This is a genomic window from Nocardia sp. NPDC102475 (assembly GCF_055584605.1).
This window is the reverse complement of sequence record NZ_JBVJLS010000033.1, coordinates 81,942-93,056: the sequence shown is the minus strand read 5'-3', so window position 1 is coordinate 93,056 and position 11,115 is coordinate 81,942. Positions and strand designations below refer to the sequence as shown.

The 11,115-nt window shown below is 64.8% G+C and carries 14 protein-coding genes; 9 read left to right on the top strand and 5 right to left on the bottom strand.

Features of this window, described 5'->3' with window-relative positions; translation table 11 throughout:
- Nucleotides 1-87: 87 nt before the first annotated feature.
- The 4 genes from pcaB (at nucleotide 88) to ACZ60G_RS39190 (ending at nucleotide 3,709) form a co-directional block, all read left to right on the top strand.
- Nucleotides 88-1,440 carry a 3-carboxy-cis,cis-muconate cycloisomerase gene (gene pcaB / locus ACZ60G_RS39205; protein ID WP_465817024.1) on the top strand — a complete coding sequence of 451 codons (1,353 nt, stop codon included), beginning with the start codon at nucleotides 88-90 and terminating at the stop codon, nucleotides 1,438-1,440.
- Between the two features lie 277 nt (nucleotides 1,441-1,717).
- Nucleotides 1,718-2,494: a 3-oxoadipate enol-lactonase gene (pcaD, locus tag ACZ60G_RS39200; protein ID WP_465817023.1), complete on the top strand. Its 777-nt coding sequence runs from the start codon at nucleotides 1,718-1,720 to the stop codon at nucleotides 2,492-2,494.
- Entirely contained in the window at nucleotides 2,491-2,877 is a 387-nt protein-coding gene (gene pcaC, locus ACZ60G_RS39195; protein ID WP_062992341.1) for a 4-carboxymuconolactone decarboxylase, read from the top strand. Before pcaD ends, pcaC begins: the two co-directional genes overlap by 4 nt.
- A 22-nt stretch (nucleotides 2,878-2,899) precedes the next feature.
- Entirely contained in the window at nucleotides 2,900-3,709 is an 810-nt protein-coding gene (locus ACZ60G_RS39190) for an IclR family transcriptional regulator domain-containing protein (RefSeq protein WP_465817022.1), read from the top strand.
- On the opposite strand, the gene ACZ60G_RS39185 is transcribed toward ACZ60G_RS39190, so the two are convergent.
- Nucleotides 3,693-4,613, bottom strand: coding sequence for a LysR family transcriptional regulator (locus tag ACZ60G_RS39185; RefSeq protein ID WP_465817021.1), 921 nt, complete (start codon nucleotides 4,611-4,613; stop codon nucleotides 3,693-3,695). The genes ACZ60G_RS39190 and ACZ60G_RS39185 overlap by 17 nt on opposite strands.
- Before the next feature lie 91 nt (nucleotides 4,614-4,704).
- Here ACZ60G_RS39185 and ACZ60G_RS39180 point away from each other — a divergent pair, with 91 nt between their 5' ends.
- The 3 genes from ACZ60G_RS39180 to xylA are packed head-to-tail and all read left to right on the top strand — an operon-like array spanning nucleotide 4,705 to nucleotide 8,334.
- On the top strand, nucleotides 4,705-5,964 hold the full coding sequence (locus tag ACZ60G_RS39180) for an MFS transporter (protein WP_465817020.1): 1,260 nt from the start codon (nucleotides 4,705-4,707) through the stop codon (nucleotides 5,962-5,964).
- On the top strand, nucleotides 5,961-7,136 hold the full coding sequence (locus ACZ60G_RS39175; RefSeq protein ID WP_465817019.1) for a 4-hydroxybenzoate 3-monooxygenase: 1,176 nt from the start codon (nucleotides 5,961-5,963) through the stop codon (nucleotides 7,134-7,136). The genes ACZ60G_RS39180 and ACZ60G_RS39175 overlap by 4 nt, the downstream gene beginning before the upstream one ends.
- 19 nt (nucleotides 7,137-7,155) lie before the next feature.
- Nucleotides 7,156-8,334, top strand: coding sequence for a xylose isomerase (xylA, locus tag ACZ60G_RS39170; protein WP_465817018.1), 1,179 nt, complete (start codon nucleotides 7,156-7,158; stop codon nucleotides 8,332-8,334).
- A 183-nt stretch (nucleotides 8,335-8,517) separates the two neighbouring features.
- On the opposite strand, the gene ACZ60G_RS39165 is transcribed toward xylA, so the two are convergent.
- From ACZ60G_RS39165 to ACZ60G_RS39150, 4 genes are read right to left on the bottom strand one after another with little or no spacing between them, the layout of a single operon-like run.
- A complete protein-coding gene (locus ACZ60G_RS39165) occupies nucleotides 8,518-8,736 on the bottom strand; it encodes a hypothetical protein (protein ID WP_465817017.1) in 219 nt (72 codons plus the stop codon).
- The gene (locus tag ACZ60G_RS39160) at nucleotides 8,733-8,981 is read right to left on the bottom strand and encodes a hypothetical protein (RefSeq protein WP_465817016.1); all 249 of its coding nucleotides are present in this window, start codon (nucleotides 8,979-8,981) and stop codon (nucleotides 8,733-8,735) included. The genes ACZ60G_RS39165 and ACZ60G_RS39160 overlap by 4 nt, the downstream gene beginning before the upstream one ends.
- Entirely contained in the window at nucleotides 8,974-9,234 is a 261-nt protein-coding gene (locus ACZ60G_RS39155) for a hypothetical protein (RefSeq protein ID WP_465817015.1), read from the bottom strand. The genes ACZ60G_RS39160 and ACZ60G_RS39155 overlap by 8 nt, the downstream gene beginning before the upstream one ends.
- A complete protein-coding gene (locus ACZ60G_RS39150) occupies nucleotides 9,227-9,727 on the bottom strand; it encodes a DNA-directed RNA polymerase subunit beta (RefSeq protein ID WP_465817014.1) in 501 nt (166 codons plus the stop codon). Before ACZ60G_RS39150 ends, ACZ60G_RS39155 begins: the two co-directional genes overlap by 8 nt.
- Nucleotides 9,728-9,970: 243 nt before the next feature.
- Here ACZ60G_RS39150 and ACZ60G_RS39145 point away from each other — a divergent pair, with 243 nt between their 5' ends.
- Entirely contained in the window at nucleotides 9,971-10,852 is an 882-nt protein-coding gene (locus tag ACZ60G_RS39145) for a helix-turn-helix domain-containing protein (RefSeq protein ID WP_465817013.1), read from the top strand.
- Nucleotides 10,842-11,048: a DUF397 domain-containing protein gene (locus tag ACZ60G_RS39140; protein ID WP_465817012.1), complete on the top strand. Its 207-nt coding sequence runs from the start codon at nucleotides 10,842-10,844 to the stop codon at nucleotides 11,046-11,048. Before ACZ60G_RS39145 ends, ACZ60G_RS39140 begins: the two co-directional genes overlap by 11 nt.
- Nucleotides 11,049-11,115 lie beyond the last annotated feature (67 nt).

Genomic DNA, 11,115 nt, shown 5'->3' with positions numbered 1-11,115 from the left:
CGCGGCGGATGTCTGAAAGCCACACCCGACACCCCTGGGCACCAGGACCCTACGACTGGCCCGAGTCACCCGAGAAAGAAGGTAGGGATGTCTGACGGGTTGTTCGACGCTGTGCTCGCGGCCGGTCCGGTCGCGGCGCAGGTCGGCGACCGGGCATGGGTGCAGGCCATGCTCGACTTCGAAGGCGCGCTGGCGGCCGCCTCGGCCGCAGCCGGGGCCGTTCCACCCGAGGCCGCCGTGGCAATCCAAAGCTGTTGCAATGCAGATGATTACGACATCGCTGAGCTCGGCGCGCAGGCGGTCGGCATCGGCAATCCGGCCGGGCCGCTGGTGCGGGCACTCACCGCACGCGTCGCGGGCGATGCGGCCGGATATGTGCACCTCGGCGCGACCAGCCAGGACGTGGGCGATACCGCCGCCATGCTGGTGACGCACCGGGCGCTGACCGTGCTCGATGAGGACTTGGGCGCATGCGCGGCCCAGCTGGCGCACCTCGCCGAAATCCACGCCGACACCGTGCTGGCCGGGCGCAGCCTGCTCCAGCAGGGGCCGCCGGTCACCTTCGGCCTCACCGCGGCGGGCTGGCTCGGCGGTATCGCCGCGGCGCGGGACCGGCTCGACGACATCCGGCGGCACCGCTTGGCGGTGCAGTTCGGCGGGGCGGTCGGCACACTGGCTTCGTTGGGCGACAACGGGATTGCCGTCATGAGCGGACTCGCGCGGCAGCTCGGATTGGCCGAACCGGCCCTGCCGTGGCATACCGAGCGCGGACGCATCGCCGAGATCGCCGGTGCGCTCGGTCAGACCTGTGCGGCGGTGGCCAAGATCGCCCGCGATATCACGCTGCTGGCGCAGACCGAGGTCGCGGAAGTCCACGAGGAGGGCCCGGCGGGTACGGGCGGCTCCTCGACCATGCCGCACAAACGCAATCCGGTTGCCGCCGTGCTTGCCGCCGGATCCGCCGGGCAGGCACCGGGTTTGGTTGCCGCACTGCTCGGCTCGGCCGCGCACGAACATCAGCGCGCGGCAGGCTCGTGGCATGCGGAATGGCGACCGTATGTCGAATTGCTGCGGACCTGCGGTTCCGCGGTGCATTGGCTGCGTATCAGCCTGGAGCGACTTCGAGTCGATCCACAGCGCATGCATGCCAACCTCGAACTCACCGGCGGCCTCGCACTCGCGGAAAATGTGGTGGCCGAGTTGGTTTCGACATCCAATGGGGAGGTCGGCAGGCATACCGCGGGCGATGCCGTCGCGCAGTGCTGCCAAGCCGCCCTCGCCGGTGCGGGCCCACTCGCCGATCTGCTCGCCGCCGATCCGGTGGTCGGAAAGTATCTGGAACGCGAACAGATCGAAAGACTGCTCGATCCAGCGCGGTACCTCGGGTCGGCACGCAAGTTCATCGAACGGGCACTCGACGATTGGCGGGACAGATTATGAGCAAACGATCATTCGTCGTCCAGGCCCTTAAGGAGCCAAGCGCCAACGAGACGGAGGCGTGGCATGACCGTGGTCGAGATGAACTGCCTCGTGGACGGTCCCGACGACGGCGAACCCGTCGTACTGAGCGGATCACAGGATGGCAGGAAACTGATTCGGCAGGCGCGGTCGTGAGCGCCGTCGAGATGAACTGCGCCGTGGATGATCCCGACGACCACGAACCCGTCGTACTGAGCGGATCACTCGATGACAGGAAACTGATTCGGCAGGCGGAGTCGTGTGCGCCGTCGAAGTGAACTGCGCCGTGGACGGTCCCGATGACGGCGAACCCGTCGTACTGAGCGGGTCACTGGGCAGCGACCTGCGGATGTGGGATCCGCAGGTCGCCGCGCTGACCGCCGCTGGGTATCGGGTATTGCGCTACGACCACCGCGGACATGGCGCATCGCCCGTACCCCCTGGCCCGTACACGCTGACGGACCTGGGCTCCGATGTGATCAGGCTGCTCGACCGATTCGGGGTCGGGCGAGCGCATTTCGTCGGACTCTCCCTCGGCGGCATGGTCGGCATGTGGCTCGGCGAACACGCACCGGACCGGCTGCGCACGCTCACCCTGTGCTGCACCTCCGCCGAACTGGGCCCGCCCAGCGGTTGGGCCGATCGCGCCGCGCTGGTCAGAGCCGAAGGGACACAGGCAGTTTCAGATGCCGTGGTGCAACGCTGGTTCACCCCGCAATGGCGCGCCGACCATCCGGAGCGCACCCATTACTACGAGGACATGGTCGCGGCCACCGACGCCGACGGCTACGCATCCTGTTGCCAGGCAATCGAAACGATGAGTATCGCGGACCGGCTGTCATCGATCACCGCACCCACACTCGTAATCGCTGGTGCCCAGGATCCGGCCATTCCACCGGAGCACGGACAGCGCATTGCGCGCACGATCCCGCACGCGCGCCTCGAAATCGTCGGCCCCGGCGCACATCTGGCCAGCGCCGAGGCGTCGGAGGCGGTCAACAATCTGATTCTCGCTCACCTGAAGGAGGACTCGTGAACGAACGAGCCGATAGCGGCATGGCGGTCCGGCGTGAAGTGCTCGGCGACGATCACGTCGATCGCGCCGTCGCCAGGACCACCGAATTCACCAGGCCGTTCCAGGAGTACATCACCGAGTCGGTCTGGGGCTCGATCTGGACCCGCGAGGGCCTGGACCGGCGCACCCGCAGCTGCGTTACCCTTGCGGTGCTCACCGCCCTCGGGCGGCACGAGGAGATCGCGATGCATGTCCGCGCCGCGATCACCAACGGTCTCACCGCCGCCGAGATCGCCGAAGTACTGCTGCACACCGGCGCCTACGCGGGCGTGCCCGCGGCCAACGCCGCCTTCGCGATCGGGCAGCAGGTATTGGCCGAACTCGGGGACGATACCGCCCTGTAGCACCCTGTCGAGGAGGACGACGATGACGACCGGCGGTAACGACGACGACGGACAGCGCGGCACCCACTATGTGCAGTCGCTCGAACGCGGCCTCGCAGTCATCAAGGCATTCGATGCCGAGAACCCGCAGCTGACGCTCTCCGATGTCGCGCGCCTGACCGGACTCACCCGCGCGGCGGCGCGCCGGTTCCTGTTGACCCTCGCCGATCTCGGCTACGTCCGCACCGACGGCAAACGCTTCTCGCTCACCGCGAAGGTGCTGGAACTGGGTTATTCGTATCTGTCCAGCATGAGTCTGTCCGAGGTGGCGCAGCCGCACCTCGAACAGCTCTCCGCCGACGTGCACGAATCCAGCTCGGTATCGGTGCTCGACGGTCCGGATGTCGTGTACGTCGCCCGGGTCGCCGCATCCCGGATCATGACCGTCAGCATCAATATCGGCACCCGTTTCCCTGCCTACGCCACCTCCATGGGCCATGTCCTGCTGGCCGGACTCCCGGCCGCTGAACTCGACGCCTATCTGGCGCGCACGCCACTGGCCCGGTTGACCGCCAATACCATCACCGATCAGGATGCCTTGCGGGCCGCCTTGGAAATGGTTCGCGCACAGGGCTTTTCCATCGTCGACCAGGAATTGGAGGAAGGTCTGCGGTCGGTCGCGGCCCCCATCCGCGATCGATCGGGCGTGATCGCCGCGATCAATATTTCGACGCACGCCTCCCGCCGCAGCATCGAATCCATTCGGGCCGAACTGATTCCGCGCCTGCAGACGGCCGCCCACCGCATCGAAGCGGATCTCACCGCCGCGAAGCCGATTACGCGGCTGGGCTGACCGACGGCAGATTCTCCAGCGCCGCCCGAACAACCTCCAGAAACCAACCCTGAGCCGCCACCCGGCCAGGTGCGCGCCGGGTATAGGCCGCCACTTCCACCGGCTCGATCGGCCACGGGAGGGTGAATACGCGCACGGGATGGGTGCGCGCCAAAGCGTGTGCCACCCGATCGGGCACGATGGCGACCAGCTCACTGTCCTGCACCACATAGGGCAGGGTGGCGAATCGGGTGACCCGCACCGCGACCCGATCTTCGAGATGGTGCTCGCGCAGCGCCTTGCGCGGGCCGGGGTGGCCTGTCACGCCCTCGACGACGATATGCCGCTCACGATCCAGTTCGGCTTGGGTGGGCTTTTCACCGTGCAGCCGAGGGTGGCGCGCCGCGACCAGCCCGGCATAGCCCTCGCTGAACAGCGGCGTCCGAGTCAGCCGAGGTGAATCGAGTATCGGACTGGCCACCATCGCGTCGACCTCGCCGCGGGCCAGCCGATCGGTCGCGGTATCGACATCGAACGCCTCGACGTGCAGGGTCACCTGCGGTGCCCGTACCGCGAGTTCCGCGAGCACCAGCGGCAGCACCGTCACCTCACCGAGATCGGAGAGCCCGAGCGTAAACCGCGCCGGTCGACTCGGATCGAATTCAGTTGCGGCGCCGAGTGTTTCATCGACACCAGCGATAGCCGCGCGCAGCGGCGGATACAGCCGCTCGGCCTCCGCACTCGGTACCAGACCACCCGGGCCGCGCACGAACAGTTCGTCACGCAGCCGCCGCCGCAACTTGCCGAGCCCGTAGCTGACCGTCGGCTGGGTGACCCCGAGCAGGTCCGCGGCGGCCGTGACACTCCTGGTCTCGTAGAGCAGCACAAAGGTGCGCACCAGGTTCAGATCGAACTCGGCTGCCATAGATCTCCTCTATGTGGATCGAGAAAAATATCAATTGGATTTCTGATTGGCGGTCATTCTAGCGTGAGAGCCATCACAATCAGGGCCCGCTATGACCGGTCCGAATCTGCAGAAACGAATCATCATGAACAAGCTGTCGTCGTGGCCGGCCGTGCTGTGCTGGCTCATCGTCCTGCTCGAGGGCTACGACCTGGTAGTGCTCGGCGCCGTCATTCCCACCCTCATCGAGCACCACCACATCGGATTCACCGCGGCGCGTGCGACATTCGCCGCGACGATCTCGCTGGTCGGCGTCGCCATCGGCGCCGCGTTGGTCGGGCCGATCGCCGACCGCTACGGCCGCCGCAAGGTACTACTCGCCTCGATCGCATTGTTCTCGGCATTCACCGCGGCCGTCCCGGCGGCCGGATCCGTCACCGTTTTCGGCGTATTCCGCCTGCTGGCCGGGATCGGGCTCGGCGCCTGTCTGCCGACAGCGTTGACCTTCATGGCCGAGCAGGTACCCGCCACCCGCCGCGCCTTCATCGGCACGATCACGATGACCGGCTATCACGTCGGCGCGGTGCTCACCTCGCTCCTCGCGCTACAGCTCGTTCCGCACTGGCAGCCGCTGTTCTATCTCGGCGGCATCGCGGGATTCCTACTGCTGCCGCTGATCTGGGCCGAACTTCCCGAATCCGAGGCGTATCTGACCGCCAAGGCCGCTCCTGAACGGGTAAAGCCGACCGTGCTGCTCGCGCCGCGTTATCTGCGCACCACACTCGGGGTGTGGGTCGGTTCGTTCATGGGCCTGCTGCTGGTCTACGGACTCAACACCTGGTTGCCGAAGCTGATGCGTGACGCCGGATACAACATGTCGACCTCGTTGACGCTGCTGCTGGTGCTGAATGTCGGTGCGATCGTCGGGCTGCTGATCGCCGGTCCGCTCGCGGACCGGCGCGGCACGAAACCGATTGTCCTCATTTGGTTTGCGGCCGCCGCCGTATTGCTGGCCATGTTGAGCGTCAAAGTCTCCAGCACCGTGCTCCTCAATGCGCTGGTACTGGTCACCGGCATCTTCGTGTTCTCGGCCCAGGCGCTGATTTACGCCTACGTCACGCAGGTATATCCCGCCGAGGTGCGGGCTACCGCGCTCGGCCTCACCTCGAGTGTCGGTCGACTCGGCGCGATCTTCGGTCCGAGCATTACCGGCTGGCTCATCGTCGCCGGATCCGCATACCCGTGGGGCTTCTACTTTTTCGCCGCGGTGGCGGGCGTCGGCATGCTCGCGATGACGGCGGTGTCCCGGTTCAGCACTCGGTCGGTGGAACCGGCCGCCACCCTCGACACTTCGAAGGGGTTCGCCCTATGAGGAATACGCGCACACAGGTCGCCATTGTCGGCGCGGGTCCGGCGGGTCTGCTGCTGTCACATCTGTTGCACCGCTCCGGAATCGATTCGGTCGTCATCGATATCCGCACGCACGAGGAGATCGCGACCACCATTCGCGCGGGCATTCTGGAGGCGGGTTCGGTGCGCATGCTGGTGGATTCCGGCGTCTCCGATCGCGTACTCACCGAAGGCGACCGGCACGACGGTGTGGTGCTGCGTTTCGACGGTGACAACCATCGGATCGATTTCCGGGAACTGGTCGGCGAATCCGTGTGGCTGTATCCGCAGACCGATGTGTTCATCGACCTCGCCGACCGCCGCAAGACCGATGGCGGTGATGTCCGCTACGGCGTCCGGGATACCGCGGTCTGCATCGATCCTCCGGTGGTGACGTTCACCGAGGCGGACGGCCGCCCGGCCCGGCTGGCGGCCGATCTGATCGTCGGGGCCGACGGCTCACGTTCGATCTGCCGTCACGCCTTTCCCGATGGCCTGCGCACCGAATGGTTCCGCGAATACCCCTTCGCTTGGTTCGGCTTCCTCGCCGAGGCGCCGCAGTCGCATCCGGAACTGATCTACGCACGTTCCGAACACGGCTTCGCCCTGGTCAGCCAGCGCACGTCGACGATGCAGCGCATGTATTTCCAATGCGCACCCAACGAACGCCCCGAAGACTGGGATGACGAACGAATCTGGGCCGAAATGCGCCGCCGTGTCAACGGCAATGGTTTCGCACTGCAAGAGGGGCCGATCAGTGGGAAGACGGTGCTGCCGTTCCGCTCGTTCGTCACCGCGCCGATGCGTCACGGCAGACTCCTGCTGGCAGGCGATGCCGCCCACACCGTCCCGCCGACCGGCGCGAAGGGGTTGAATCTCGCGCTCGCGGATGTGCGCGTGCTGCACGAGGTCATCGACGAATACTTCGCCCGGGGGTCCGACGAATCACTGCGTCGCTATACCGACCGCGCACTCGATCGAGTGTGGAAGGCTCAGCATTTCTCCTACTGGGCGACGACCCTGCTGCACTCGATCGACGGCGCGTCCCCCTTCGATCTCGAACGCCAACGTGGTGAACTCGCGATGCTCACCGAATCCCGGCGCGGCGCGGCGTACTTCGCCGAGGGGTACACCGGAAGCTGGGGCCCGTCGTAGACACACCTGGAGGCATCGCATGACCCGTCAACCCACCACCGACGACAAGTTCTCCTTCGGCCTGTGGACGGTCGGTTGGACGGGTACCGACCCGTTCGGCCTGCCGACCCGACCGGCACTCGCACCGTGGGAGTACGCCGAACGCCTGGCCGAACTCGGCGTCTGGGGAATCACCTTCCACGACAACGATGTATTCCCCTTCGATGCCGACGACGCCACCAAGGAGCGCAACCTCGCGCGACTCAAAGCAGCGACCGATCGCTGCGGTCTCACCATCGAGATGGTCACGACCAACACCTTCACCCATCCGGTCTTCAAGGACGGCGGGCTGACCGCCAACGACCGCTCGATCCGCCGCTTCGGTCTGCGCAAAATCCTGCGCGCGGTGGATCTGGCCGCGCAGGTCGGCGCCACCACCTTCGTGATGTGGGGCGGCCGCGAGGGCAGCGAGTACGACGGATCCAAGGACATCTTCGCCGCGTTCGAACGCTACAAAGAGGGTTTGGATACGGTCGCCGGATACATCAAGTCGCAGGGATACGACCTGCGAATCGCGTTGGAGCCCAAGCCCAATGAGCCACGCGGCGATATCTTCCTGCCCACCGTCGGGCACGCACTTGCCCTGATCGCAGAATTGGAGCACGGCGATATCGTCGGCCTCAATCCGGAAACCGGCCACGAACAGATGTCCAACCTCAACTACACGCACGCCCTGGGCCAGGCATTGTGGAGCGGCAAGCTGTTCCACATCGACCTCAATGGCCAGCGCGGTCTCAAATACGACCAGGACCTCGTCTTCGGACACGGCGATCTGGTCTCCGCATTCTTCACCGTCGACCTGCTCGAAAACGGTTTCCCCGGCTACCCGGACGGCCCGCGCTACACCGGACCCCGGCACTTCGACTACAAGCCCTCACGCACCGAACACCTCACCGGCGTATGGGAATCGGCCAAGGCATGTATGGCGACCTACCTGATGCTGGCGGACAAGGCACGTGCCTTCCGCGCCGATTCCCGCGTGCAGGAGGCGATGGCCTCCTCCGGCGTCCTCGACCTGGCGCACCCCACCCTCGACGACGGCGAATCGATCGAGTCATTCCTGCGCGACGACGAAGGTTTCGATCCGGACAAGGCAGCCGAACGAGACTTCGGTTTCGTCCGACTGCAACAACTCGCACTCGAGCACCTGATCGGCTGAGACGCACACCGCACCATCCCGATGCACCCACACCCGCTCGAATTGCTGCCCGAACCAAGGATCCCCTCAAAAGAGATAGCGCAGCAGCCGAGAATGTATCGGTGGCGGCAAACAGCGAGAGCACCCCTCCACCAGAACATTCTCGCGCGATGCTCCCACACGCCCCCTATTTGGTCGCTCAGGTCACGGGCCAAGGTAGAGGCGCTCGCACGGAAGGCGAGGATAGCGGCTGGTGTCGCCGAGATCGATGGTGACGGCATCGACGTAATGCTGCGCTTGGTGCTCGCGCACGAAGATCAATGCGGCGGTCAGGCAGGCGGTGAAGTCGAATCGGGCGCCGTGCAGGAAGACACTCAGATGCACGTCCGGCTCTGTCGGGCGCGGAGATATATTCGCGCTCATGGGTTCTCGGTATCGATGACATTGATAGGCAGGACTTCGATTGCATCCTCTCCGTGGCTATCGTCGTACTCGGCGCACCAGCCGTCCTCATCGATCTTGGCGATCCCTTCGGCGGTGTGGCGGAGCACAACGCTGTCGATTGGGGCGAGTGCCAACTTTTCCAACGTGTGCTCATGGAAGACCGCGAGCAACGCCACCACCGACGGCGCTATCTCAGACTTACGTTGCCGTTCAACCTCACTCATGGCGCACAACTCCGATGCAGCGGGTCTCGAAATCGGCGCGGTCGTCGGCGACCCGCACACCAACCCACGGGCACGGCTGTGGGTTCGGCATGATCGGCGTGTGATCGGCGATGCGGTCATCGACAATCGCGACCATGCCCGCGCACAGTCTCGACGGGCATGCCACCGACACCAACTTCCCGGTGTTGGCGCTGAATATCGCCGCGCCGCAAAGGGATACCTTGATCCATGGCCCACACGTGCACTCAGGCATTCGCGGCCCTTCGTCGCTTCGGCTGACCTGTGCACGCGCGGATCGAGTCGACGATGACGAGGCCGGAGGGGCGGAATGTGCATCGTGGTGGTTCTACCCAGCGCCGGAACTCGGCACATTGATTTGTGGGTGATGGAAGGGCGATAGTGCCGCCGGTGCGCACGACGGAGACGTCGAGGCGGAACATCTCCGCGAAAAGGCGCACGTCATCAGGGATGTCCGGGCGCACGATGTATGTCCACCGACCCGAGCGTGGGTGCGACAGAATCGGTCCGATATCCGAACCCTGTTGTTCTATAAGCGATTTGACCGCCCGGCCGAGACGTCCGGGCATGATGAGCGCCCAAACATGCTCGGCTTTCATGATGATTCGCCCAAGATTGGGTGGGTCGATCGTGGCAGGTAGATCGCACACCCGCCGGTAGAAGTGGCAGCGGGACAGTGGCGTATCGCCAAAAGCTATGTGGTCCATCGTTGAGACCTCTGCTCGCATCGAAGTGCCTTGGGTGCGCCCGATCCCCGACAACCCCTGAATGTCCCCGAGGACGGGAGGACCGCAGCAAAGCTTCGCGATCCGTCATCCCTTCCGGGCGCACATCAAGTTCAGCACCGTGTGCGGCCGAAACTGTAGGCGTGGCAGATATTCATGAGAGATATCCCGAATCGGCAGAGAGTTATCTACCATAGATCCAGCGATTATCTACAGTCGCGAACGGCGAGGTCAGAAGGGGAAAACATGGCTGGCTCAACGGTTCCGCGTAGGCAGCTGGGGCGGGAACTGCGGGAGCTACGGACTGCGGCTGGTCTCACGCTCACTTCAGCGGCCGGGCTGATGCAGTGGAGCTTCAACATGTTGCAGCGAACGGAGAAGGGCCAGATAGACAAGATCCGTGACGCCGACATCAAGGAATTGTGCCGAATCTACGATGCCCGCCCGGATCAGGAAGAGGCGCTTGTTGGACTCGCCCGCCAGGCAAACGCCCCCGAATGGTGGCATGCCTATGGCGATCTCATTCCGGAGAACTTCGATGTTTACGTCGGTTTGGAGAACTCGGCCACAAGGCTGACGATCTTTCAGTCCGAGTTGGTGCCAGGTTTGTTTCAGACACGGGCATACGCCCAGACATTGATCACCACACGCCGACCCGACGACCGTGCGGCTGAGATCGACAGACGAGTTCAGCTCAGGATGAAACGGCAATCACTCATCACCCGAAGTGTCGAGCCGATCCAGATCAACGCGGTCTTCCACGAATCGATCCTGCGCCGGGTCATAGGCAGCAGGCGAACGATGGCGGATCAGATGCGGGCGCTGGCCGATGCTTCCGGACTGCCGAACGTAACCCTCCAGATCCTGCCATTCGAGGCGGGCTATCCAACAGGAGACCAGATCGGACCATTCACGATCCTGGAGTTCGCCAAGGACAGCAAGGGACAACCCATTGAACCGCCGGTCGTCTACATGGAAGGCTTCACTGGCGCACTGTACGTCGACAAGCCCAGTACGGTGCAGCAGTATGGTGGGGCTTATGGGGCGATCCGGAGCAGTGCCCTGAACCCCCAGGAGAGCCGGAGAAAGTTCCGGCAGCTAGCGAAGGAGTATGGACGTGAGCAGTGACCTGTCCGGAGCGCGGTGGTTCAAGAGCAGCCGCAGCGGCGCAAGCCAGGATTGCGTTGAGGTCGCATTCCTCGACGGCGGCAAGGTCGGCGTCCGCGACTCCAAGAACCCGACCGGCCCGGCGCTGGTCTTCACCCCTGGCGAGTGGGATGCCTTCACCGCTGGAGTGAACGACGGTGAGTTCAATCGTCAGTAGGTCTAGACAGACCGAAGGCCCTGGGCTCGCCGCCCGGGGCCTTCTTCATATCGGTTGCCCGAGAGTC

Coding starts and splice junctions, on each gene's coding strand:
- ACZ60G_RS39150 (WP_465817014.1), bottom strand. CDS start 9,727: ATGCGAGCAGAGGTCTCAACGATGGACCACATAGCTTTTGGCGATACG.
- pcaB (WP_465817024.1), top strand. CDS start 88: ATGTCTGACGGGTTGTTCGACGCTGTGCTCGCGGCCGGTCCGGTCGCG.
- ACZ60G_RS39185 (WP_465817021.1), bottom strand. CDS start 4,613: ATGGCAGCCGAGTTCGATCTGAACCTGGTGCGCACCTTTGTGCTGCTC.
- ACZ60G_RS39180 (WP_465817020.1), top strand. CDS start 4,705: ATGACCGGTCCGAATCTGCAGAAACGAATCATCATGAACAAGCTGTCG.
- ACZ60G_RS39155 (WP_465817015.1), bottom strand. CDS start 9,234: ATGCCTGAGTGCACGTGTGGGCCATGGATCAAGGTATCCCTTTGCGGC.
- ACZ60G_RS39145 (WP_465817013.1), top strand. CDS start 9,971: ATGGCTGGCTCAACGGTTCCGCGTAGGCAGCTGGGGCGGGAACTGCGG.
- ACZ60G_RS39165 (WP_465817017.1), bottom strand. CDS start 8,736: ATGAGCGCGAATATATCTCCGCGCCCGACAGAGCCGGACGTGCATCTG.
- xylA (WP_465817018.1), top strand. CDS start 7,156: ATGACCCGTCAACCCACCACCGACGACAAGTTCTCCTTCGGCCTGTGG.
- ACZ60G_RS39160 (WP_465817016.1), bottom strand. CDS start 8,981: ATGAGTGAGGTTGAACGGCAACGTAAGTCTGAGATAGCGCCGTCGGTG.
- ACZ60G_RS39175 (WP_465817019.1), top strand. CDS start 5,961: ATGAGGAATACGCGCACACAGGTCGCCATTGTCGGCGCGGGTCCGGCG.
- ACZ60G_RS39190 (WP_465817022.1), top strand. CDS start 2,900: ATGACGACCGGCGGTAACGACGACGACGGACAGCGCGGCACCCACTAT.